We start from the raw sequence: 24,411 nt of genomic DNA, 5'->3' as shown, positions 1-24,411 counted from the left end.
AAATAAAAGAGATGCCTTGTTTAAAGCGATTTTCACCAATAGTTTTGGGGTACTATTTTCAAGAATTTTAGGATTTATAAGAGACTTGCTTACTGCTTCAACTTTAGGTGCAAGTATCTACTCTGACATCTTTTTTATCGCTTTTAAACTTCCTAATTTGTTTCGCCGTATCTTTGCTGAGGGTGCTTTTACACAGGTGTTTATACCAGCTTTTGCACGGGCTAAAAAAAAGGCTGTTTTTTCTGCAAATATTTTTCTTATATTTCTTTCGATCATCTTAATTATTACCCTTTTAGTAAACCTAGTTCCAGAACTTTTTACTAAGGCAATCGCAGTTGGTTTTTCAGACTCGACGATCGAGATCGCAGCCCCTTATGTTGCAATCAATTTTTGGTACTTGCCACTGATTTTTGCTATGACATTTTTAAGTGGGATGTTACAGTACAAAAACCATTTTGCCACAACAGCGTTTGCTACAGCACTGCTAAACATTTCACTCATTGTTGCCCTGCTTTTAGCACAGGAAAAAAGTGATAGTGTTATAGTTTACTATATGAGCTTTGGAGTTGTCATTGGTGGGGTTTTACAGCTACTCGTGCACATCTTAGCTATTAAAAAACTAGGACTTTTTAAGATCGCATTTGGAGGCTTTAAACACGTAAGAGCTAAAAGTGTGCAAATTAAAGAAGAAACCTCAAAATTTAAACGTGAATTTTTCCCTGCTATGTGGGGAAATTCAACCGCTCAAGTCTCTGCATTTTTAGATACTTTTTTAGCCTCTTTTTTACTCACTGGAAGCATCTCTTACCTTTACTATGCAAATCGAATTTTCCAGCTTCCTTTAGCATTATTTGCTATAGCTACTTCGATCGCTCTATTTCCTCGTGTTGCACGTTATCTTAAAAACAATGACGAAACACAAGCACTTGCAAACCTCAAAAAAGCGTTTTGGTTTTTAGCATTTTTACTCACTTTTAGCACAATCGGCGGAGTGATACTCTCTCATGAGATCACTTGGCTATTGTTTGAGCACGGCGCTTTTGATACAAACGATACACAAAACACCTCATATGTACTTATGATGTATATGATCGGACTTATCCCTTTTGGTTTACAAAAACTGCTGGTACTTTGGCTCTATGCAAAACAGATGCAAGGAAGTGCTGCAAAAATTGCCACAGCTTCACTGGTAGCTTATGTAGTCTCTGCACTCGCACTCATACAGCCTTTAGGGGTTGGAGGACTGGCTCTTGCATCTACGATCGGAGGGTTTGTGAGTTTTATCTTGACAGTGAGAGTTTTCGGGCTCAAAAACTTTTTAGATATAATTCGATCAAAATACCTTATATACTTATTGTTTAGTTCGATCGTACTAACTATTTTATTATTAATTTTCAAGGATTTTATCAGTGCATTTATATGATTCTGTAAAAAAAGAGAAACTCGAATTTATCCCACTTGTAGAGGGAAAAGCAACCCTTTACGTGTGTGGTCCAACCGTATATGATGATGCACACCTAGGTCATGCAAAATCTGCACTTGTATTTGATCTTTTAACAAGAGTTCTCCGTGCAAATAACCTTGAAGTAACATACGCTAGAAACATTACAGATATAGATGATAAGATCATCAAAAAAGCGATCGAGCAAAAAAAAGATATCAAAACTATTACGGACTTCTATACTGAAGCTTTTCATAAAGAGATGGGCTCCCTTGGTGTAAAACGCCCAGATTTAGAGCCAAAAGCGACTGAAAATTTAGAAGCGATGTTTGCCATGATCCAAAAGCTGATCGACAAAGGGCACGCATATAAAACTACAGAGGGTGATGTTTATTTTGACACTTCAAGTGACAGCGAGTATTTAACCCTTTCAAACCGTGTTCAAGATGAAGACGATAAACAAAACCGTGTAGCATCATCTGATCAAAAGAAAAACCCAGCCGATTTTGCTCTTTGGAAATCTGTAAAAGATGGCTCTGTAACATTTCCTAGTCCTTTTGGAGCAGGACGTCCAGGGTGGCACTTAGAGTGTTCTGCAATGATCGAAGAACACCTTGCATATAAAGACAAAGAGTATGCGATCGACATTCACGGCGGAGGGGCTGATCTACTTTTCCCTCACCATGAAAATGAAGCGGCACAAACACGTTGTTCAAGCGATCATAAACTTGCAAAATACTGGATACATAATGGTTTTGTAAATATTGACGGCGAAAAGATGAGTAAATCTTTAGGCAACAGTTTCTTTTTAAAAGATGCACTTAAAGAGTATGATGGAGAGGTGTTACGTTTTTATCTTTTAAGTACGCACTACCGCTCAAACTTTAACTTTAATACTCAAGACCTAGAGGTAAGTAAAAAACGTCTGGATAAAATCTACAGACTGAAAAAACGCCTTTTTGGTTTGGCAGAATCAAATGAAGAAACTCAGTTTCAAAAAAGTTTACTAGAAGCACTTAGCGATGATCTTAATATCTCTAAAGCACTATCTTTGATCGATGAGATGGTAGCTACTGCAAACGAAACACTCGATACAGCGGGAAAACACAAAGAGTTGAAACGTCACACGATGGCAAATTTAGCTTATATCGAAACTGTGCTTGGCTTTGGTGTAAAAAATCCGTTTGAGTATTTTCAGTTTGGGATCGATGCAAACACAAAAACAAAGATTGAGAGCCTGATCGAACAAAGAAACGAAGCCAAAAAAGAGAAAAACTTTGAGCTCTCAGATAAACTGCGTGATGAAGTTTTAGCTTTTGGTGTACAGATCATGGATACACCTGCGGGAACATTCTGGGAAAAAGTATAACTATTTAAGAATATGCGATATAATACTATTTAAAGTACTATTAAAAGGACTAAAATATGACTATTATGGCAAATGATCTAAAAACACGTGGTGTTACTATACTAGATGAGGCATTGAAGCTAGAAGATGAAGCGATCATTAGTGTACGTGGTAAATCAAAATACGTTGTGATGGATCTTGAACATTATAATTATCTCAGAGAGTGTGAGCTTGAAGCAGCACTTATTCAAACTCATAAAGAGATAGAAGAGGGAAAAGCAAAAACATTAACAGCTGAGGAACATATCGAGGCTCTTCATAATGATCTATAAGTTAATCTTTACAGAGCAATATGAAAAGCGCTTACGAAAATTCATTAAAAGACATCCTGAAGTACTTTCCCAATATGAAAAGACCATTAAACTCTTAGAAGTAAATCCTCATCATCCATCTTTGAGACTGCACAAACTATCTGGAAAACTTTCAGATCTTCATTCTGTGTCTATAAACATCAGTTATCGAATCACAATTGAACTGATCATTATTGAAAAAGAAATTATCCCTGTAGAGATAGGTTCACATGATGAAGTGTATTAAAACTATTAATGGATATGACTTATGACAATAACTGAATTACAAACATATTTAGAATCTAAACTTCCAAATGTAACAGAGGAGTTTCAACGCCTTTTTCATGGGCGTGGTGGGCTTTATGAGGGCTTAAAACACCTTACGATCGACAGTGTAAATAGTGAGATCATCAACGCTGCTTTTTATTTTGAAGAATCAAATGAAGCAGAACTTATTGAGATGCTTACAAACTTTGTTATAAACTCTCACTACTCTACTTTAGTTGTGCAACGCCGCTATATAAAAGGTGCTCCTAGTGAAGTGTTATGCGGGGAAGTTCCAGAGGATCTAATCATTTTAGAAAATGGAATGAAACTCAAACTCAATCTCCTCTCAAATAAAAACACTTTTTACTTTCCAGATATGAAAAACGGTCGCTCCTTTGTGCGTGAACATGCAAAAGACAAACACGTCTTAAACCTCTTTTCATACACCTGTGCTTTTTCAGTTGCTGCAAAATTTGGCGGTGCTAAAAGTGTTGTCAATGTAGATATGTCAAAAGGCGCACTAAAGATCGGGATGGCAAACCACTCGATCAACTCTCTTGATCCAAAAGGGGTAAGTTTTCTGCCCTACAACATCTTAAAATCATTTAGTGCTTTAAAGAAAAAAGGTCCGTATGACTTAATCATCATCGATCCGCCAAGTTTTCAGCGTGGCAGTTTTGAAGCAACAAAAGATTATGAAAAGATCATCACTAAACTGCCTCAACTAGCAAATGAAAACTGTATACTTTTAGCGTGTTTAAACTCGCCAGAGTTAGAGAGTGATTTCATCATCGATATGATCGCAAAACTTGCTCCAACATTTAAGTTTGAGAAACGTTTAGATAATTTAGAAGCGTTTAAAAGTGCAGATGAGACACGAAGTTTGAAAAACCTCGTGTTTGTTCGAGAGTAACTTACTTCTCCTGTTGTACAATCTTAGATGGGAATTTTTCTAAGATTTTTGCAACTATAGAGTTGACATACTCTGTTTTTTCTTGCGGAGTTTTTTGTTCTCTTAGTTCAAGCACACCAACACCTCTCCACACTATTTTTTTTGTTTTAGCATCGAGTGCATCTATAACTAAAGTTCCCTCTGTATACTCGTAAGTATCGGTTGTTGAGACCATCATACCGCCTCCCCAACCAAGTCTTCCAAAACCAGTCCCTAAACCGTAACTTGTTTGAAAGTCTTTTTTGTCTTGTGCTTTGTAAAAGTAGTTAAAAACAAGTCCTGCTGTAGAGGTGTTTTGATACCCTTTTTGTGTGATCTGTTGCTTGATCGCTGTTGTGATTCTGTCATTTACTAAAGTGCTTTCACCTTGTTTTGTTTCATGCTCGACTGCAAAACAATCTACTTCTAAAAATTTATACTGCTGATCATAGTCTACATTGACATCTACCGTTGAACACCCAACTAAAAAGATCGTTAAAAAAACTGCATATATCCACTTCATATTATTCTCCGCAATAATTGGCCAAAAGACCATTTTTAACACTATTATATACTTCTGCACCTTTGAGCTTTTTTACAATCTCTAATGCAAAACACATAGCAGTTGCAGGACCACGGGATGTCATAACATTCCCATCTTCAACAACCATCACCCTATCGCCTACAAAACCATCAAGCCTGATCTCATTTTCTATCTCAGGATAACAAGTATAATTTTGTTTTAATACACCAGCTTTATGAAGTGCAAAAGGCGCTGCACATATAGCACCAATCTCTTTCCCTTTTGCATCCATATCTTTGAGTAGCGTTTGCACATACGCATCTTCTGCCAAAGCTAAAGTACCACCCCAGCCACCTGGAAGTACGATCATATCGATCATATCTGCTGTAACTCTCTCAACGATACAATCGGTTTGCACAAACATTTTATGTGCACCTTCAACATAAGGATCTCCTGTGATAGAGCCGATCAAAACTTCGATCTCCGCACGTCGCAAAACATCTATAATTGTTACCGCTTCGATCTCTTCAAAACCACAAGCGAGTGGTACAAGCACTTTACTCATCAAAATCCTTTTTTAAAAGTGTTCTTATCTTACAGGAGAATTTTTTAAAAGCTTATTAACGTTCATATCAAACCTTGATTCAAATTTCTATTTAACATAACTTAATAGTATTACATTAAAAATGATGAAGTATTAAGTGGTTTTATAGTTCAGTTATATATAATATACTACTAATAAATAGTTGTATAAACAAAATTAACATTAAATAAATCTTTAGCTAAAATATCAAATCTAAACTTTACAGACATGATATAAAGAAATACATTGGGAAAATAAATGGCACAATCAAATTATAAATTAGAAGAGCATCTTAATGATTGGGTTAAATCTCAGTTTAAAAGACTAGGTTTAAAAAATCAAAATGATTATCATATAGAATCAGCAATTCCTGAGTATCTAAAAGTTGCATTAAAAGGGCGAGCAAAAACTCAAAATAAAACGAATTTTGGTAAGCCTGACTTTAGCATTACTAAGTACGAACAAGCACCAGTTATCATTGAAAATAAACTTGGAATAAAAAAGCTTCTAAAAGATACAAAGGATGGGGTAAAGTTTGATGAAAGTTCAATAAAAGATTTTGCTGTAAATGGTGCTTTGTACTACGCTACAGGTATGATAGCATCTGGAAAATATCCTGAAGTTATTGCTATAGGTATTGCTGGTGATTCGGATGATTGTATTGAATTAAAAGTATATTATGTTTATGGTTCAGGTGAACACTCTTATAAACTACTAGATACTATAACAACTCTTGATTTTCTTGAAAACCAAGATACATTTGATGAGTTTTACAACGATGCCATTTTAACAGAAGAAGAAAAACACGATATTCTCATAAACTCTCAATCAACCTTACAAAAATATGCGAAAAGTTTAAATAAACTTATGCACAACCATAATATAACAGCACCACAAAGAGTACTGTATGTATCGGGTATGCTTTTATCAATGCAAAATGTTCTTGATACTGATGGAAACAAAATTCAAGATGGTTTAGTTCCAGAGGATTTAAAAGGGATACAAACTGAGTCAAAACGTGACGGGGTACAAATAGTAAATCAAATAAAAGAGTTTTTAACTTTTAGAAATATTCCAGCTGAAAAACAATCTCTTATGTTATCTAGTTTTTCAGAAATTTCAAAAGACTCACAAAGAGATGAAATAACAGAACTTGATAAAGAGGTTTCAAAGTTATTAAAAGAAGATGCAAGTACCAATAAACAAATTTTTACTTTTATTTATGAAAATATATTTTTATCCATCGATGCTATGGCTGGTCATCTTGATATTATGGGTGAGATGTACTCAGAGTTTTTAAAATATGCTCTGGGTGATGGAAAAGAGATAGGTATAGTTTTAACTCCTCCGTATGTTACTAAAATGATGGCAACAATTCTTGATGTAAATAAAGATAGTAGAGTGATGGATTTAGCTACAGGTTCAGCTGGTTTTCTTATCTCTTCAATGGAAATCATGATAGAAAATGCTCAAAATCTTTATGGTAAAAAAACAACACAATCAGAAACTAAAATAGAAGAGATAAAGAAAAAGCAACTTTTAGGTATTGAACTAAATGCTGAGATGTTTACACTAGCAGCAACAAACATGATTCTAAGAGGAGATGGAAGCTCAAATATCTATAAAGGGAGTACTTTTAAAACACCAAAAAAACTTTATAGTGATTTTAAAGCAAATAAACTATTACTAAATCCACCTTTTAGTTATGATGAAAATGGTATCCCTTTTATATCTTTTGGTTTAGATAATATGGAAACAGGTGGATTGGGTGCGATTATTATCCAAGATAGTGCTGGAAGTGGAAAAGCTGTTAAAACAAACAAAAAGATTTTAAAAGATCATACTCTAAAAGCCAGTATAAAAATGCCTACAGATCTCTTTCAACCTATGGCAGGAGTACAAACAAGTATCTATGTGTTTGAGGCTGGAAAAGCACATGATTATGAGCAAACAGTTAAGTTTATAGATTTTAGAAATGATGGATATAAAAGAACAAGCCGAGCCTTACAAGAGATAGATAATCCTACAAAAAGATACTCAGATATTGTCAAGATATATAAAGCAGGTAAAAATGCTAAAGTTGAAGCTACTTGGAACTTGGATGATATTTATGTAGAAGATTTTATCACACCTAATGGGGCAGATTGGAACTTTGATCAACACAAAATCATAGATACAAAACCAACTTTGAAAGACTTCAAAAAAACTGTGAGTGATTATCTCTCTTGGGAAGTTTCAAATATTTTAAAATCTAAAGGCGATACGGGAAAGTAGACACCCCGCTTAACAAAAAATTAGAAAATGTTGAGTGGGGCGAATATAAGTTAGGTGATTTGTTTGATATAAATCCGACAAAATATTATAAATTAAAGAATGAAGAAATAATATCTGAAAATGGAAATATTCCTTTAATTTCAAATTCATCAATTGATAATGGAGTTATGGGGTTTTCAAATATGAAAGCAAACAATAAAGGAAATTCAATAACTTGTTCAGATACAACACTTGGTGCAGAAACAATGTTTTACCAAGAAAATAATTTTATAGGATATTCCCATATTCAACATTTAGTACCAAAAATTAAACCGTTTAATAGAGCTATTGCTAATGTAATAATTTCTGCATGTAGAGTAGCTACATCTAAAAAATTTGATTACGGTAATAAGTTTAATCGTGAAGCTATGAATAAAACTCCAATACTACTACCAACGAAAGATAAAAAAATAGATTTTAATTTTATAGAAACTTTTATAACAGAACTTGAAAAAGAACAAATATCACAACTAGATGTTTATTTAAAAGCTTGTGGATTAAAAGACTATACTTTAACAGATGAAGAACAAAAAGCTTTAGATGATTTTGAAAAAGGAAAAATCAAGTTTAAAGAATTCAACATTGATACACAATTTAATGTAGATTCTTACAAAAAACGGTTTGATGCAAATAAAGTAAAAGTTTTAGATAATGGAAAGTTTCCTTATGTTGTTAGACAAGGTTCAAACAATGGTCAAAGAGGTTATATAAATGAAGATATACAATACTTAAATGATGGCAATACTATTTCCTTTGGACAAGATACAGCTACTATGTTCTATCAAGAAAATCCATACTTTACAGGGGATAAGATAAAAATTTTAAAACCAAAAAATTCTCAATTTAACAAAAAAAATGCATTGTTTTTTATCTCAACAATGAGAAAATCTTTTAGTTCATTTTCTTGGGGAGGATCTAGTTTTAATGTTGATATTATAAATAAGCAACCAATGAATTTAGCAGTAACAAATAATCAACCTGACTATAAAATGATGGAAACTTTTATATCAGCAATTCAAAAGCAAGTTATAAAAGATGTTGTTTTATATACTGACAGAAAGCTAAATGTTACAAAATGACATGCTTTTTAATGATATAAATTTTAGATGCTATGATTATAAAAAGTATGGAGAACAATGTGATGAATAACCTAACAATAAAAGATGAACTAACTGACTTCTTGCTATATACAACACCAAACAGTGATATAAAAGTAGAAACATATCTACACAATGAAACTCTATGGCTACCCCAAAAAAAAATAGCCGAGCTTTTTGGTGTAGATAGAACAGTAATTACAAAACATTTAAAAAACATATTTGAAAGTCAAGAATTAGAAGAAGATTCAGTTAGTGCAAAAATTGCACATACTGCCGAAGATGGGAAAAAGTACAATACAAAGTTTTATAACCTTGATGCTATTTTATCAGTTGGTTATCGTGTAAATTCTTTACAAGCTACACAGTTTAGAATATGGGCAACTAAAATACTCAAAGAGTATATCATCAAAGGCTTTGCCATGGATGACGATAGAATGAAAAACGGTCGTTATTTTGGCAAAGATTATTTTAAAGAACTACTTGAACGCGTTCGTTCAATCCGAACAAGTGAAAGACGGATATATCAACAAATTACAGATATATTTGCAGAGTGTAGTATAGATTATGATAAAAACTCTCAAATCACAAAAGATTTTTATGCCACTGTTCAAAATAAATTTCATTTTGCAATCAGTGGGCAAACATCAGCAGAAATCATAGAAAATCGTGCAGACCAAACAAAACCATTTATGGGCTTGCAAACTTGGAAAAATTCACCCGATGGAAGAGTGTTAAAATCAGATACAGTTATAGCAAAGAACTATCTAAGTGTTGAAGAGATAAAAAACTTAGAGAGTGCGATAAGTGGCTACTTTGATTATATTGAAAGAATTATAAAAAATCACACAACTTTTACAATGGAGAGTTTAGCAAACTCAGTTAATAAATTTCTTGAATTTAATGAATATAAAATACTTGAGGATAAAGGAAGTATCTCAAGAACTCAAGCCGAACAAAAAGCATTTAGTGAATATGAAGAGTTTAATAAAATACAAAAAATAGAATCAGACTTTGATAAAGAGATGAAAAATGTTTTAGAGAGAAACAAGTAGTACAATATAGATAAGTCGTAATTCATATAACAAAACCTAGCACTGAATAGATAACTGTCAGTGAAGTCAAGCGTTAAACTTAAATAAAAGGACTTTCAAATGAAAAAGACACTATTACAAACATATCTATTTTGGGCACTGTTTTCATTTTATAATATCAATTTACTAGGTGCTTTTTTAATTCCTCCATTACTTCTACTAGTCCCTGATTTTTATGCTAAATTCTTTCCATTTTTAGTATTACCTTTTATTATTTCGTTACTTTTGACAAGTCTAACTACATTTTTAACCTATAGATATTGGTCTCAATATATTAAGGGGTATTCACCTTTAGCCTATAATTTTTTGTTCCTTGTATTCTTTTTACTCTCAGCTAATTATTATAAAAATATTTTGATATTGGACAGGCTTCAAAAATATAATGTAAATTATGCTTATGTCAATTCATTTTTATATTCAGTATATATAGCATCAGAAGAATATCAATTCAATTCTCATGCTGTATTTTATAAAAATGAGAAATTATATCTTTGGAGTTATCGAGACTTAGACTTTTATATTTGTCCCGAAAATGCAAGAAATAATATAAGTATTTCTAGAACTAAACTCTATAGGGACAATCACTCTTTTTAAAAGCTTATTAAACTTTTTCCCTCTCCAATGCAGTATAATCAAACTATTACCTTTAATTGAGTATAATCACTCTTATTTTCAATAAGTGGATGACTATGCTAGATTACAACTTGTTCAAACCTTATCTTTTCAAATTTCAACCGGAGAATGCACACCATATCGCAGAGTTTGTGCTTAGACTTCCAAACATTTCACAACTACCGTTCAACTCTTTTTTAGAATCACATTTCATAAACGATCCTATCTTAAACCAAGAGCTTTTTGGGCGTACTTTTTTAAACCCTGTTGGACTTGGTGCTGGGTTTGACAAAAACGCAACGATGATCAGAGGTATTCAAACGTTAGGATTTGGTTACACAGAGATCGGGACTGTCACTCCAAAACCACAAGAGGGAAATCCAAAACCTAGAATGTTTCGTCACGTAGAAGAGCAAACTATCCAAAACGCTATGGGCTTTAACAACGACGGTGCTTTTAAAGTTGTGCAGCGTCTTAAAGAGCGTTATCCATTCTCGACACCTATCGGGATCAACATCGGAAAAAACAAGATCACACCTGAGAGTGAAGCGATCAATGACTATACACACCTGATCAAAGCGTTTGACGGTTTAGGAGATTATTTTGTTATAAACATCTCATCGCCAAACACTCCAGGTCTTCGCGATCTACAAAACGAAGCTTTCATTTCTGAACTTTTTAATGAGGCAAAAGCACTTACAGATATGCCGATCTTACTTAAAATTGCTCCAGATATGAGTGAAGAAGATGCCGTAGCACTCACAAAGTTAGCAGTTGAAAAAGGTGCTGATGGGATCATCGCTACAAACACTACGATCGACTATTCACTTGTAAAAAATCCTAAAGATATCGGTGGCTTAAGCGGTGCAGTTTTAAAAGAGAAAAGTTTTAAAATTTTTGAGGCGATCGCAAAAGAGTTATACGGTAAAACGACACTTATCTCTGTGGGTGGTATAGATTCTGCAGAAGAAGCATACAAAAGGATCAAAGCTGGAGCATCTTTAGTACAAGTTTACAGCGCTATGATATTTGGCGGACCTGATCTTATCATGAACATCAACAAAGGGCTGCTAGAGCTTTTAAAAGCTGATGGTTACAGCAACATTACTGAAGCTATCGGGGCAGATAGAAAATGATTAAAAACCTAATTGTTTTAGCACTTAGTGCAACAATAATTTTTTCTTCAAATATAGATAAAATAGATAAAGAGAGTACAATGAGCAGAATGCAGAACGTAAATATGGGAGATATTCTTCCAGCATACAAAACGAAAACTTTAGATAACGGACTTCAAGTTGTTGTAATTCCAATGGAAAATGGAACAAATGTAGTGAGTACAGATATTTTCTACAAAGTTGGAAGCCGTAACGAGATTATGGGAAAAACTGGGATCGCTCACATGCTAGAGCACATGAACTTCAAATCTAGTAAAAATCTTCAAGCTGGAGAGTTTGACAAAGAGGTTAAAAGCATCGGTGGTGTTAACAACGCATCTACTAGTTTTGACTATACACACTACTTTATCAAATCAAGTTCTGACAATATGGGAAAATCATTAGAGCTTTTTGCAGAGTTGATGCAAAACTTGACACTCAAAGATGAAGAGTTTCAACCTGAGCGTGATGTAGTAACAGAGGAGCGTCGTTGGAGAACAGACAACAACCCACTAGGTTTTCTTTACTTTAAACTTTTTAACAATGCCTACATCTACCACCCATACCACTGGACACCGATTGGGTTTATGAATGACATCCGTACATGGACGATTGAAGACATTCAAGATTTTCACAAAACTTATTACCAACCGCAAAATGCGATACTGATGGTAACTGGTGATATTGACCCTAAAAAAGTGTTCACACAAGCACAAAAAATATTTGGAGATATCCAAAACAGTGTAGATATTCCAGAAGTAAAATTTATAGAACCTGAGCAAAATGGTGCAAAAAGAGTAACTATCCATAAAGAGAGTGAAGTTGAGATGATCGCTATCACTTTTCATATTCCAGACTTTAAAAACGAAGATCAAACAACACTGAGTGTTATCTCTGAAATTCTCTACTCTGGGAAAAGTTCTCGTCTGTATAAAAAACTTGTCAATGAAAAGAAAATGGTAAACTCTGTATATGCTTACAATATGGAAAATACCGATCCGGGATTGTTTATATTTTTAGCAACTTGTAACCCTGGTGTAAAAGCTAAAGATGTTGAAAAAGAGCTACTCAAAGAGATCAAACTTTTGAAAAAAGAGAAGGTATCTAAAGAGGAGCTAGAGAAAGTAAAAATAAATACAAAATCTGACTTTATTTACTCGTTAGAGAGCTCAACAAGTGTTGCAAATCTTTATGGAAGTTATCTTGTTCGTGGAGACATCACACCACTACTTAACTACCAAAAAAACGTAGAGAACATAACGCCAAAGCAGTTGCAAAAGGTTGCAAACAAGTACTTCGATTTTAACAAATCAACTACGGTTATATTAAAAAAATAAAACTTTTTAGCTATAATTGCACATTATTTTTAAAGGAACAATTTTATGGACATAGTAACAGGATCTTCAACCGCATTGATCACACCATTTAGAAATGGAAAATTAGATGAGCAAAAGTACGCTGATCTAATCAAGAGACAGATCAAGTACGGTATGGATGCAGTGTGTCCAGTTGGTACCACAGGTGAAAGTGCTACACTTACTCATGAAGAAGATATTCGTTGTATTGAGATAGCGGTAGAGGTTTGTAAAGGCACAGGTGTTAAAGTTCTTGCAGGTGCTGGAAGCAACGCTACACACGAAGCTATAGAGACTGCAAAATTTGCACAAAAATGTGGCGTTGATGCTATCTTTTCAGTAAGCCCGTACTACAACAAACCTTCTCAAGAGGGACTGTACCAACACTACAAAGCTATCGCAGAAGCTGTACCAGAGCTTCCTTTTATGCTTTACAATGTTCCAGGGCGTACTGGTGTAGATATCTTGCCAGAGACTGCAATCAGACTTTTTGATGATGTAGCAAATATCTATGGTGTTAAAGAAGCAACTGGAAGCCTAGAGCGTGTAACTGCCCTGCTTTCACAAAGACCTGATTTTAAAGTATTTTCTGGTGATGATGCTATTGATTACCCAATACTCGCAAATGGTGGTGCTGGAATTACATCTGTAACATCAAACCTTATGCCTGATCTAAAATCAGAGCTTGTTAAACGTGCACTTAGTGGTGATTTTGCAGGTGCACGTGCGATCAATGACAAACTTTATCCACTCAATAGTGTAATGTTTTGTGAATCAAACCCAGTACCAATCAAAGCAGCGATGTACATTGCAGGACTACTAGATACTTTAGAGTATCGTCTGCCACTTGTTGCTCCAAGTACTCAAAATATGAAAAAAATTGAAGAAGTGATGAAAAATTACGACATTAAAGGAATGTAAATATGACAGATTTTAAAGGTAAAACTCTTTTTATTAGTGGTGGTACTCGCGGTATCGGTAAAGCGATCGTTTATGCATTTGCACAGGCTGGTGCAAACGTTGCTTTTACATACGCATCAAATGCAGATACTGCAAATGAAATTGTTGCAGATGTTGAAGCAAAATACGGTGTAAAATCTCGTGCGTATAAACTCGATATCTTAGAACCTGACACTTATAAAGATGTATTTAAAGAGTTTGATGAAGATTTTGAATCTTTAAACTTTTTTATCTCAAATGCTATCATCTCTGGTCGTGCTGTTGTTGGTGGATTTGGTCCATTTATGAGACTTAAACCAAAAGGTTTAAATAACATCTGGACAGCAACAGTAGATGCTTTTGTTGTTGGAACACAAGAAGCTGCAAAAAGAATTGAAGTTGCTGGTGGTGGGAGTATCATCTCTATGAGCTCAACGGGTAACTTAATCTACACTCCAAACTATGCAGGACATGGTGCAAACAAAGCTGCTGTTGAAGCGATGGTACGTTACGCTGCTGCTGAGCTTGGCGAGAAAAACATTCGTGTAAATGCAGTAAGTGGTGGACCAATTGACACTGATGCGCTTCGTGCATTTCCAAACTATGCTGAAGTTCGTGCTGAAACAGAAAGAAGAAGCCCTCTAAACAGAATGGGATTCCCTGAAGATTTAAGTGGTGCTTGTAAATTTTTATGTAGCGATGAAGCTGGATGGATCACGGGTCATACACTTATCATCGACGGTGGAACAACGTTTCAATAATTCATAAAAGTAGGTAAACCCCTACTTTTACTCCTCTTAAACTTTTCTCTCTTTTATAACTACAAAAACTATAGATAAAGCGACCATTACAAAAACAATGCTGTACCCAGTTGGTAGATCAAAATGATATGAACCAATAAGAGCTGTAATTATTGCTATAACTCCACTTATCCAAGCAACAATGAGAGGATGCAGTTTTTTCTGTACAATCCCCATATATGCTGGAGCTATCAAAAGTGCAAAAACAACAAGTACACCTGCACTTTGTACTGATGATGTTACAGTGAGTGCAAGCATTATAAAAAAGGTGATTTCTCTTAAAAATCCTTTTGTTTTTGGATAGAAAAAGAACATCACTAAAGAGATAGGGATATAAAACATCACACTTGTATAGAGTTCATTTTTTGAAGTAAATAAAATATCAGCAGCACTGAGCTTTGAAAATATCTCTATCCCCTCAGCAGAGTTTGCAAGGATTATCATAATAGAAGAGATTCCAAGGGCATATAAAAGTCCTATAAATGCTTCTACATTTTTGAGATTTTTACTTGCCCATGCAATTGCCAAGGCTGCAAAAATTGCAAATGTCAAAACAAGGAGTGTTTGATAGCTTCCATCTAAAAATGTAATGCTCAAAGCCATACCAATAGCTGCAATCTGTCCAATGGCTAGATCGGTAAAAATTACACCACGGCGGATGATCTCTATACCAAAAATAGCATGTATATATACAAGTAAAATAGCCAGCGTAAACGCTGGCCAAAAAATCTCTATTATCTGCATAATCTTTCTTCTATTATGTTATAAAAATGCTCCAGTGTATCAGTATCTTCTACACTTCCAACATCGTGTGGAATAAGCTGTACTTTTGCACCTGTTTCATCTGCAATAAATTGCGCTGTTTTTTTCTCATGATACACATCTTGTAAAATAATTTTAACATTATTATCTTTCATAAGATTAATTGTTTTCAGTGCATCTTTAGAACTTGGTGAAATTCCAGGTAATGGCTCAATATTTCCAACTAAGGTAAACTCATAACGTTTTAGAAAATAGTTAAACAATTCATGATATTGCACAACTTTTGTATCTTTACATGTTGCCATTTTTGCATCATATTGATCTAAAAAACTACTCCATTTTGTTATAAAACTCTGTAAGTTTTTCTCATATGCAGTTTGATTTGCACTATCAAGCATAACCAATTTTTTAGTGATAAGTTTTGCAATAGGAATCATATTGTGTGGATCAAGTGCAAAGTGTGGATTTCCATCTGGATGCACATCACCCCCTGAGCGTGAAACATTTGTTGGTTTATCGATCATGTGAATCACACCACTTACATCTACAAAACCTTTAGAACCCACATTGATAGCTCTATTTTGAGCACCACGTAAAAGTGGTGGCAACCAACCTATTTCAAGTTGTCCACCATTTAAAACTAAAAGTTCAGCTTTGCGAAGTTTTGTAATCAAAGATGGTTTTGGAACTATAAAATGTGGATCAAATTTTGGATTTGCCAAAACATTCACTTTTACATGACTTCCACCAACCTCTTTTACAATCTCACCTAAATAAGCGTATGTTGTAACAACATTTACTTTAGCTACAAGGGAGATAGAGGTTAAAAGCATTACTATTAAAATCTTTTTCATACCCTACTCCTAAAAATTATGCGCACCATGTGCACCAATAGCTAGATTTAACTCCAAGATTACAGTATCTATTGTTTGTTTTTTACTTTCCTCACTAATCATTGCATAGTTACGATTATATTGCAGTCTTAAACGTGCGAACTCACTTGTAGAGTAATCAATCATCGCAGAATATCTGTTAAATTTATCCTCTAAATCTTGTGCTACATTATTAACTGTTACATCATTTTTATTGATCTCATCATATCTTGCACCTACACGCCAATTTTGATTATACGCATACACAAGTTGTGCATAGTACCCAGCTTGTTTTTTAGTTGTTGCATTTACATTAAAATCTGTTTGCGTACTATCTGTATATGTGTACATATCTCCATCCATATCACGGTAAAGATACTCCCCTTGAAATGTTAAATAAGAGTATGAATCAAAGTAGTGCTTGATAGTCAAATCAAGCCCATACAAATAACTTCCACCAGCAAATGCATGTGGTTCTTCATCATCTAAATGATCTATCCTGCTATCTCCATACGCCATTGACGCGCCATAAAGAAAGGTTGTATTTTCAAGATCAAATGAACTTTTAACATACCCAACAAGTAAGTTTGGCTGATCTGGTGAACTTACCGCAATCGTCTCTTCATCACCAGCTGGTACAATCGCGTCCACTCCATACATAGATGGATTTTTTCCTTGCAAAGCCTCAAACCCAACCATCACATAAGTATCTGTTGGTAATGTCCACTGCACTTGTGCACCAATATCATCGATCCCATGCTCACCTAAAAATGCTACATAGACAAGTGGCATATCTGAAAAATCTTGAACATGTTGGTGTTGAACATTGATACGCCCAAAATCTGATTTGAACTTACCAACTTTTGCTTTTAATCCATATCCAAGAGAGGTTGTTTCTGCAAATCCCTCTTCAATCTCAAATCCATTTTCACTTAAGTGGAAAATACCTGTAAGTGAAAAATATGGATCAACTACACTTTGTAGTGCAAGTTCTGCATAGTTAAGATTAAATCCATTATGCGCATTTAGTGGGGCATGGGAAACTCCATCACCATGAGAGTGCTCACCCATAATGCCGTGTGCAATTCCTGGTATCTCTAAGTGAGTTAACTCCTCGTCTTTTTTGTTTCTAGTTACATAACTTGCATCTAAAATAAGTGAAATATCTGGGAGATAACTTTTTTGAGAAAAACTATCCATACTTGCACTTGTAAGCTTATCAACTTCACTATCGGCAAATAATGATAGTGATGCAAATAGCGATAAATAAATAAATTTTTTATACATAAATATCCTCTTTCATTTTATAATTGTTCTAATACTAAATTTGTTTTTATTTTTTATAAATTAAGAGAATTGCGGAGGTGCACGAGAGTTTACGTTTGAGATATATTCCACTTTATAAACAGAAAAAAGTGGTGTAACAATAGCTTCGCTAAAATTTTCTAAATATGTTAGGAAAGTACTCGTTTGTGGCACATCTGAATCAAGCATTGTTGATTGAAGAGTACATACTTGACAATCTTCATGTTGCCGCCCATCATCATGATGGTGAAACGACCCCATTAAGGTTGCAAGAAAGAGTATAATACCTACATATTTAGATAAATAGTTTCGCATACGCAACTATAACGAAACTATTATAAGAGATTTTTTACAATTAAAATCTATATCGCAGATATGCTCTAAAGTCATATGCACTATCTGCAACAGAATCTGCTAAATCACTTGAAGCATACATCGCACTAGAAAGTGTACTTAGAGCCATAGGTGTCCCTGTTTGAGAACCAAAAAAGCCATTACTTCCAGAGTATTTATAGTCAATATATGTCGTTCGTAATTGACATGAAAGTCCTTTATATAATGGTTCTGTAAAGTATATCTCATAAGCATCACCACGAGTAGCTAGTTTTGAGCCAACCGTCGTATCTTCAGAATATGTAAATGGGCGAAAGTATTTACTGCCATGGTTATACTCTACACCCCATTTTCCTTTTGAAGATATCAACGACGGGAACTGTGTCCCTATCCAAATACTTGTTCCTACTTTTTTATCAGCACTTCCAAGCATAGTTTCACCACTACTTGGATCAGTTTGTGATAAAGCAAGTGAAGCAAAAACCTTTGTATCTTTTAAACTGCTTATATTATACATTGCCATATAACTTGCCAAACTTATATCACCAACAGTTTTTAAAGTTGGATCATAATTAGCTGCATTAAATGTACCTGTATTATCAAACCCTGCATTTGTTATATCTACAAGGTTTGTTGCACGTAAAACTTGCAGTTCTGTATGAAGATTTTTATTAGCATACGTCACTACATTAATTGCAAACATATTGATATTTTCACCTGATGATGCAACTGGAGTTGGAGAGATACTAGAATCTATACTACTTAGACCTCTTCCAGCTGCCAATTTAACTCGAAAACCTTTGATTCCTATCTGTTTTTCCAAATTAAACCCAAGATGTCCACCATCAAATTCAGCTGAAACGATATGCCCGAGTGGAGATGATGCTGCCTCATCATCTCTAAAACTAAGAAGTTTATTGTACGTTGTTGGACGACGTCCTACTCCAAAGTCCCAACCTATATTTACACCAAATAATTTGTCATCTTTATAATCAATATATGCCTCTTTAATTCGTACTTGATTGTCTGTATTTGTAGTTGAACCAAACCAATCAAAACCATCAAAAGCTACATTACTAACAACTGGTTGACCAAATACTTTGTTGTACACTATTTTTGAGTGAAATGAAAGATGTTTGTCTTCTGTATACCCTAACATTAGCCAGAGTCTATTTGTTAAAAGAGCATTATTTTTATACTCATTTCCACTTGCCATTTTATACCCTAAGCTATCAACAGAAAATCTATAATCAGCTCCTATATCAATCTTACTGAGTACATTTTGGTTTAAAGTTGCAGCAGATAATGACGCCGTAGCTACTAATGAGCTAAGTATAATCATTTTCGCTACATTCATATTTTTGATCCTACTATTGAGGAGTGCAGAAGGTGGTATTCCCTTAAAAAAGCCTCTTTCAATTTATCGTAATTGATACAACCAGAAAGATTTGATTGTTTTAAATGTTCTAAATTGATTACTTGCTTTTGCACTGGTTTTACTTGTGGTTTTTTTACTTTATTATAAAGTTTTTTCTTTGTTCTGTAACCATAGATGGCTACTACTAATTTTAAAAAACGGATTAATATTCTATTACTTAAACTCATGTTATTTCCTTTCAATAAAATGAACGAAAATTATATATATGCTTTAGATAATGATTAGTAAATATTATAACAATTATAAATCAGTGTTATCTTGTTAAAGTTGGAAAAGATTTTAATGAGAAAATATGACTAACCTTTTATCACATTTTTGCAATACAAGATTAAACTCATTTGCTATCCATTCAAAAGTATCTTGCGTGTAAAAGAAAACATGCGTAGGATCATTTTTGTAATACCATGATGCAAAATCCATAGAGTCATTGTATATCTCACTCATTAGATATAATTTACCACCTTTTAAAAGCATAGAGGCCAATAGCTCAAACTCTTTTTTAGGCTTATAAAAATGTTCAATCACCTCACAAGAACTTATGTAGTTATACTGTTGTTGCAGTAGTTCTGGCTTGTTTGAAAAAAAAGGATCGAAGTTTTGAACACTATACCCATGTTCTTGTAGTACTTTTGAGATAACTTCGGAACGTCCTGATCCAAAATCTAAACCTTTTACAGTAGAAGAGAAATCTTCAAGAATATTTGATGTTATGGGGAAAACAAACTTTTTATACCCTTCATCTATCTCGGTATCGTGAAGTTCATAACGCTCTTTTTCACTCTCCAAATTAACCAAATCCTCTTTTGCAGTAAAGATTGCTTTACATGTTGGACATCTATAATATTTTTGTGTATCTTGGTGGAAAAATTCTGCTTGTGAGTCACAGAGTCTGCAAGTTTGATTCATAAGGCTAATTGTATCATATCAAGGATTGATAAGTATTTATAAGATAAAATCGCAATAACTTTTGTATATGAAGGAATTTTTTGCTCAATTTACCAAATTTTTTAGCATCTATTAGAATTTTATTGGCACCACTTATGTTTTGGGTTATTTTAAATCCACAAGTTTTTACTGACAATGGCTATGACATCACTTGGAACTACTACTTTGCATCACTTTTATTTGTTCTAGCAAGTGTCACAGATTTTTTCGATGGGTATATCGCAAGAGAATGGGATCAGATGACTATGCTCGGGGCTATACTTGATCCACTTGCAGATAAGATGCTTACATTAGCAGCATTTTTAGGACTTATGATGGTTGGCGAGGCTTCTGCTTGGGCGATCTACATTATCATCATTCGTGAGCTTTTCATCACAGGTATAAGAACAGTAGCAGTAAGTGAAGGACTTAGCATAAAAGCAAGTTGGTCTGGAAAAGTAAAAACAGTTGCTCAAATGATAGCTATTGGTTTTTTACTGATGCACTGGAACTATGGCAATGAGATACTTTGGTTTGCTGTATTTTTAACAGTTTATTCTGGACTTGAATACATGTGGGAGTTTAGAAAAGCTCTTTTAGGAGATGAGATTTAATGGGTATCTTTGTATCTTTATTAGTTTTATCGGCTTTAATTTTTTTCCATGAGCTTGGGCATTACGTAGCGGCAAAACTTATGGGTGTATATGTTGAAGTGTTTAGCATCGGTTTTGGAAAACGTGTTGCAACTATAAAAAAATGGGGAACGGAATGGAGTATAGCACTCATCCCTCTTGGTGGATATGTTCGTATGAAAGGGCAAGATGACCTAGACCCTACAAAAAAATCATTCGATCCAGATAGTTATAACTCAAAAACACCTTTACAAAAAATCTTCATACTTTTTGCCGGACCTTTGGCAAACTTTGTTCTTGCGTTTGTTTTGTATTTTGCTATAGGTTTAGGCGGCATTCAAGAGCTTTCTCCTGTAATTGGAGAGATTGTAAAAGATTCTCCAGCAAATAAAGCTGGAGTTTTAGCAAAAGATGAAATTCTTTCCATCAATGGTATAAAAATTAAAAGTTGGAATGAGATGTCTGAGATCATTGCAGAATCTGACAACTCTTTAACGTTAGATATCAAACGTGAAAATAACTTACATCAGATTATCTTAACTCCTGAACTTAAAGAGACACATAACATGTATGGTGAGAGTGTACAAAGAAAGATGATAGGTATCACTGCTGCTGGAGTTACACATCCAAAGGAGTTAAGTTTTTTTGGAACATTTGTATACGCGTATGATCAAACTGTTTTTGCAAGTACCGTGATATTTACAAGTGTTAAAAAGCTAATCTTTGGTGAAGTTCCAGCAGATCAACTTGGTGGTGTAATTAGCATCGTGCAACTTACATCTGATGCAAGTAAAGTTGGTTGGATAAGTCTGTTTTTCTTTACAGCACTCATCTCTGTAAACTTAGGGGTTTTAAACTTACTCCCAATCCCTGCTCTTGATGGTGGACATATCATGTTCAACATTTACGAGATGATATTCCGTCGTGAAGTTAGTGAAAAAGTGATGATGAATCTAACCATTGCTGGGTGGGTAATTCTTTTTGGACTTATGGGGCTTGGTCTTTATAACGATATCAATAGATTGGCAGGTTAAGATGACACAAACAGAGTATAAAATATATATAGATGATATCATCCGTCGTGTTGAAGCAGCTAGACTCAAAGTAAGCGATCATCATATAGTTAAAATCATAGCTGTTAGTAAATACTCACAAGTTGATGAGATTCAAAAACTATACGAAATAGGTCAACGTGCATTTGGTGAAAATAAAGTACAAGACTTAAAAACAAAAACAAATGAACTTGAAGAACTTCCACTAGAATGGCACTTTATCGGCAACCTGCAAAAAAATAAAATCAATAACCTTATTGATCTAAACCCTGCTTTGTTTCAAGGACTTGACTCACTTGAATTGGCACTAGAGCTAAATAAAAAGCTTGAAGCTAAAAACACTACTATGGACTGTCTACTTCAGATCAACTCTGCTAAAGAGGACTCAAAACACGGTGTTATACCTGAAGATGCTTTGGCTACATACAACGAGATCATAAGTACTTGTCCAAACATCCATCTAAAAGGTGTTATGAGCATTGGTGCACATAGTGACGATACAAATATCATCAAAAAAAGTTTTGAAATTACACATGAGATTTTCAAACAAATCTCAGATGCAAAATACTGTTCAATGGGAATGAGTGGAGATTTTGAACTAGCAATCGAATGTGGTTCAAATATGGTTCGTCTTGGCTCTGTTATGTTTAATAAATAAAAAATGTTATATTGATGATGAATATATTGAACTATTTTACAATAGAAAAAGGATAGATAGTGCAAATAATAATTTATCGCCTGTAGAGTTTGAAAACTTTATGGCTAAAGAAAATATGTTACGAAAGGAAATAGTTGCTTAGAGTTTTTTATTCTTAGTATGATGTGGGGTTGACAGATCACTTCGTGAAAGTATTAAGATAATAGATAAAATTATTGGTGGAACTAAAGTAACAAAAGTATTAATATATACTAATACAATTGCCATTGGTACATCACTTGATATTTCACTTTTAGATATAAATATATAACTACTGTAAAGAAAAACATAGATTTTCTCAAATCCAAATAAGATCCAAAAGATTATTAAATTTATTTTAATATATTCTTGAGCTTTTACAATATTTTTATACATTAAATAGACTGCATATAAAATAGAAAATGCAAAAATTATAAATAAAATATCCATAGTGTTCAATATATTAGAAAATATTTTCAAAAATAAGCTCCAAAAAATAACCAAAGTCCATATATAAAACGTTATTTTAAAAACTGTCATAAATCCCTCCTAATAGCTAAATCTAGTTGAATTATCAAAATTAATTCTATATGGAATACCAATATCTTGATTTCCTTGCCATTGGTCATGAATATCTAAAGCATCTGTAAAAGCATCTCTAATATAAAAGTGCATAAGACACAATCCATTATTACAGTATGTTTCTGCAAAAATGGAACCATTTCCTAAAGAAAATAGTTCAGGAATATTTGTTAGATCATATGCACGAGAGTAATGCCCATTATATTCTCCACATACTTGTCGTGCATCTTTGATAGCTTCATTTTTCATATCTAAAATTTGAGTAGAAAGATTTCCCTGTAATAACCTTCCTAACGAGGAAAAAGGTGATATATTCATAGTTTGACCTAACCCAAAAAAATAATGATATAGGAACGGTGAAGATGCAATAATGTCTTGTGTAGACATTAACCCACTCGGATCCACCAAATTAACAGGATCATTAAGCACATACCCATAAAGATTACTATCCCCACCATTAAAGTCTATAGGGTCTTTAGTAGTCCATTTACCAGTATATGTGTCTAGTTCTCTGTAACCAAAGTGTACTAGTTGTGTGTCTTGGTCTTGTAATCCACCTGCAAATCCAAATGGTATTTTAAAACTTGGATTTGAGTCTTGGAGTATATTACCATAAGTGTCGTATGTTATCTCTTTTACTATGTTGTGGTTTGTATCTAATGTTGCTAGTAGTGTTGTTAGATTTGCCCAGAGGTATTTCTCTGTTATGGTGCCATCTACTTTTGTAAGAGTTCCTTGTGTAGACGATAAAAAAGGAGAAATGTTTTTTGGTGGTTTGCACATTTTTGGTTTCTCCTTTTTTGTTTAGTTTCTATGCATCACCAACGGGGACATTGGGGACGAGGGAAGAAAATTTTCTCTATTTGTTACTAAAAAATAAAACCTTATTTTTTTCTTTATCAACTTCAAATTTAAAATTAGAGTTTTTACTAATAGCACTTAGTAAATTTTTTTCATCTATTTCCAAATATTGAAAACTACCTTCAACTTTATTTGTATCAATATTATGAACTTCATGAATATTATAA

The 24,411-nt window shown here is 33.8% G+C and carries 28 protein-coding genes; 17 read left to right on the top strand and 11 right to left on the bottom strand.

Annotated features, from left to right (window positions below; genetic code table 11):
* Nucleotides 1–16 precede the first annotated feature (16 nt).
* The 5 genes from murJ to ACQY56_RS01965 are packed head-to-tail and all read left to right on the top strand — an operon-like array spanning nt 17 to nt 4,319.
* Nucleotides 17–1,423, top strand: coding sequence for a murein biosynthesis integral membrane protein MurJ (murJ, locus tag ACQY56_RS01985; RefSeq protein ID WP_428737686.1), 1,407 nt, complete (start codon nt 17–19; stop codon nt 1,421–1,423).
* Nucleotides 1,410–2,810, top strand: a complete 1,401-nt coding sequence (gene cysS / locus ACQY56_RS01980; RefSeq protein ID WP_428737687.1) for a cysteine--tRNA ligase — start codon at nt 1,410–1,412, stop codon at nt 2,808–2,810. Before murJ ends, cysS begins: the two co-directional genes overlap by 14 nt.
* Nucleotides 2,811–2,866: 56 nt before the next feature.
* Nucleotides 2,867–3,121 (top strand): prevent-host-death protein, encoded by a 255-nt coding sequence (locus ACQY56_RS01975; protein ID WP_428737688.1) that lies wholly within the window; start codon nt 2,867–2,869, stop codon nt 3,119–3,121.
* Complete coding sequence (locus ACQY56_RS01970; protein ID WP_428737689.1) at nt 3,111–3,386, top strand: type II toxin-antitoxin system RelE/ParE family toxin; 276 nt, start codon at nt 3,111–3,113, stop codon at nt 3,384–3,386. Before ACQY56_RS01975 ends, ACQY56_RS01970 begins: the two co-directional genes overlap by 11 nt.
* A 21-nt stretch (nt 3,387–3,407) precedes the next feature.
* Nucleotides 3,408–4,319 carry a class I SAM-dependent methyltransferase gene (locus ACQY56_RS01965; RefSeq protein ID WP_428737690.1) on the top strand — a complete coding sequence of 304 codons (912 nt, stop codon included), beginning with the start codon at nt 3,408–3,410 and terminating at the stop codon, nt 4,317–4,319.
* 1 nt (nt 4,320) lies between these two features.
* Here ACQY56_RS01965 and ACQY56_RS01960 read toward each other — a convergent pair whose 3' ends face one another.
* Both ACQY56_RS01960 and ACQY56_RS01955 read right to left on the bottom strand, forming a co-directional pair.
* Entirely contained in the window at nt 4,321–4,860 is a 540-nt protein-coding gene (locus ACQY56_RS01960) for a DUF4136 domain-containing protein (RefSeq protein ID WP_428737691.1), read from the bottom strand.
* 1 nt (nt 4,861) lies between these two features.
* Nucleotides 4,862–5,425 carry a DJ-1 family glyoxalase III gene (locus ACQY56_RS01955; RefSeq protein ID WP_428737692.1) on the bottom strand — a complete coding sequence of 188 codons (564 nt, stop codon included), beginning with the start codon at nt 5,423–5,425 and terminating at the stop codon, nt 4,862–4,864.
* A 276-nt stretch (nt 5,426–5,701) separates the two neighbouring features.
* Between ACQY56_RS01955 and ACQY56_RS01950 the strand changes: the two genes are divergently transcribed.
* The 8 genes from ACQY56_RS01950 to ACQY56_RS01915 all read left to right on the top strand — a co-directional run bounded on the left by ACQY56_RS01950 (nt 5,702) and on the right by ACQY56_RS01915 (nt 14,768).
* Nucleotides 5,702–7,717 (top strand): HsdM family class I SAM-dependent methyltransferase, encoded by a 2,016-nt coding sequence (locus tag ACQY56_RS01950; protein ID WP_428737693.1) that lies wholly within the window; start codon nt 5,702–5,704, stop codon nt 7,715–7,717.
* Between the two features lie 59 nt (nt 7,718–7,776).
* Nucleotides 7,777–8,835: a restriction endonuclease subunit S gene (locus ACQY56_RS01945; RefSeq protein WP_428737694.1), complete on the top strand. Its 1,059-nt coding sequence runs from the start codon at nt 7,777–7,779 to the stop codon at nt 8,833–8,835.
* 62 nt (nt 8,836–8,897) lie between these two features.
* On the top strand, nt 8,898–9,908 hold the full coding sequence (locus ACQY56_RS01940; protein WP_428737695.1) for a virulence RhuM family protein: 1,011 nt from the start codon (nt 8,898–8,900) through the stop codon (nt 9,906–9,908).
* Nucleotides 9,909–10,007: 99 nt separating this feature from the next.
* On the top strand, nt 10,008–10,541 hold the full coding sequence (locus tag ACQY56_RS01935; RefSeq protein WP_428737696.1) for a hypothetical protein: 534 nt from the start codon (nt 10,008–10,010) through the stop codon (nt 10,539–10,541).
* A gap of 95 nt (nt 10,542–10,636) precedes the next feature.
* Nucleotides 10,637–11,695 carry a quinone-dependent dihydroorotate dehydrogenase gene (locus tag ACQY56_RS01930; RefSeq protein WP_428737697.1) on the top strand — a complete coding sequence of 353 codons (1,059 nt, stop codon included), beginning with the start codon at nt 10,637–10,639 and terminating at the stop codon, nt 11,693–11,695.
* Nucleotides 11,696–11,799: 104 nt separating this feature from the next.
* Complete coding sequence (locus ACQY56_RS01925; protein ID WP_428737769.1) at nt 11,800–13,050, top strand: M16 family metallopeptidase; 1,251 nt, start codon at nt 11,800–11,802, stop codon at nt 13,048–13,050.
* Nucleotides 13,051–13,095: 45 nt separating this feature from the next.
* Nucleotides 13,096–13,989, top strand: coding sequence for a 4-hydroxy-tetrahydrodipicolinate synthase (dapA, locus tag ACQY56_RS01920; protein WP_428737698.1), 894 nt, complete (start codon nt 13,096–13,098; stop codon nt 13,987–13,989).
* A gap of 2 nt (nt 13,990–13,991) precedes the next feature.
* The gene (locus tag ACQY56_RS01915; protein WP_428737699.1) at nt 13,992–14,768 is read left to right on the top strand and encodes an enoyl-ACP reductase; all 777 of its coding nucleotides are present in this window, start codon (nt 13,992–13,994) and stop codon (nt 14,766–14,768) included.
* A 36-nt stretch (nt 14,769–14,804) separates the two neighbouring features.
* On the opposite strand, the gene ACQY56_RS01910 is transcribed toward ACQY56_RS01915, so the two are convergent.
* From ACQY56_RS01910 to ACQY56_RS01880, 7 genes are all read right to left on the bottom strand, one after another.
* A complete protein-coding gene (locus ACQY56_RS01910) occupies nt 14,805–15,551 on the bottom strand; it encodes a metal ABC transporter permease (RefSeq protein ID WP_428737700.1) in 747 nt (248 codons plus the stop codon).
* Complete coding sequence (locus ACQY56_RS01905) at nt 15,542–16,423, bottom strand: metal ABC transporter substrate-binding protein (RefSeq protein ID WP_428737701.1); 882 nt, start codon at nt 16,421–16,423, stop codon at nt 15,542–15,544. The genes ACQY56_RS01910 and ACQY56_RS01905 overlap by 10 nt, the downstream gene beginning before the upstream one ends.
* 9 nt (nt 16,424–16,432) lie before the next feature.
* A complete protein-coding gene (locus ACQY56_RS01900) occupies nt 16,433–17,728 on the bottom strand; it encodes a hypothetical protein (protein ID WP_428737702.1) in 1,296 nt (431 codons plus the stop codon).
* Nucleotides 17,729–17,788: 60 nt separating this feature from the next.
* The gene (locus ACQY56_RS01895) at nt 17,789–18,061 is read right to left on the bottom strand and encodes a hypothetical protein (protein ID WP_428737703.1); all 273 of its coding nucleotides are present in this window, start codon (nt 18,059–18,061) and stop codon (nt 17,789–17,791) included.
* 40 nt (nt 18,062–18,101) lie between these two features.
* Nucleotides 18,102–19,436 (bottom strand): DUF3373 family protein, encoded by a 1,335-nt coding sequence (locus tag ACQY56_RS01890; protein WP_428737704.1) that lies wholly within the window; start codon nt 19,434–19,436, stop codon nt 18,102–18,104.
* The gene (locus ACQY56_RS01885) at nt 19,433–19,684 is read right to left on the bottom strand and encodes a hypothetical protein (RefSeq protein ID WP_428737705.1); all 252 of its coding nucleotides are present in this window, start codon (nt 19,682–19,684) and stop codon (nt 19,433–19,435) included. Before ACQY56_RS01885 ends, ACQY56_RS01890 begins: the two co-directional genes overlap by 4 nt.
* Before the next feature lie 112 nt (nt 19,685–19,796).
* Complete coding sequence (locus ACQY56_RS01880; protein ID WP_428737706.1) at nt 19,797–20,423, bottom strand: class I SAM-dependent methyltransferase; 627 nt, start codon at nt 20,421–20,423, stop codon at nt 19,797–19,799.
* Between the two features lie 80 nt (nt 20,424–20,503).
* Between ACQY56_RS01880 and pgsA the strand changes: the two genes are divergently transcribed.
* From pgsA to ACQY56_RS01860, 4 genes are read left to right on the top strand one after another with little or no spacing between them, the layout of a single operon-like run.
* A complete protein-coding gene (gene pgsA / locus ACQY56_RS01875) occupies nt 20,504–21,055 on the top strand; it encodes a CDP-diacylglycerol--glycerol-3-phosphate 3-phosphatidyltransferase (protein ID WP_428737707.1) in 552 nt (183 codons plus the stop codon).
* A complete protein-coding gene (gene rseP / locus ACQY56_RS01870; RefSeq protein WP_428737708.1) occupies nt 21,055–22,107 on the top strand; it encodes an RIP metalloprotease RseP in 1,053 nt (350 codons plus the stop codon). Before pgsA ends, rseP begins: the two co-directional genes overlap by 1 nt.
* A 1-nt stretch (nt 22,108) precedes the next feature.
* The gene (locus tag ACQY56_RS01865; protein WP_428737709.1) at nt 22,109–22,783 is read left to right on the top strand and encodes a YggS family pyridoxal phosphate-dependent enzyme; all 675 of its coding nucleotides are present in this window, start codon (nt 22,109–22,111) and stop codon (nt 22,781–22,783) included.
* A complete protein-coding gene (locus tag ACQY56_RS01860) occupies nt 22,737–22,925 on the top strand; it encodes an IS3 family transposase (RefSeq protein ID WP_428737710.1) in 189 nt (62 codons plus the stop codon). The genes ACQY56_RS01865 and ACQY56_RS01860 overlap by 47 nt, the downstream gene beginning before the upstream one ends.
* Here the strand turns inward: ACQY56_RS01860 and ACQY56_RS01855 are convergent.
* Nucleotides 22,922–23,341, bottom strand: coding sequence for a hypothetical protein (locus ACQY56_RS01855; RefSeq protein WP_428737711.1), 420 nt, complete (start codon nt 23,339–23,341; stop codon nt 22,922–22,924). The genes ACQY56_RS01860 and ACQY56_RS01855 overlap by 4 nt on opposite strands.
* A gap of 9 nt (nt 23,342–23,350) precedes the next feature.
* Nucleotides 23,351–24,166, bottom strand: coding sequence for an RHS repeat-associated core domain-containing protein (locus ACQY56_RS01850; RefSeq protein WP_428737712.1), 816 nt, complete (start codon nt 24,164–24,166; stop codon nt 23,351–23,353).
* Nucleotides 24,167–24,411 lie beyond the last annotated feature (245 nt).

It is taken from the genome of Sulfurimonas sp. (assembly GCF_050296975.1).
Taxonomy (GTDB): Bacteria; Campylobacterota; Campylobacteria; order Campylobacterales; family Sulfurimonadaceae; genus Sulfurimonas.
Note: the sequence above shows the minus strand (reverse complement) of the source record. Positions and strands in the feature narration are given on the sequence as shown.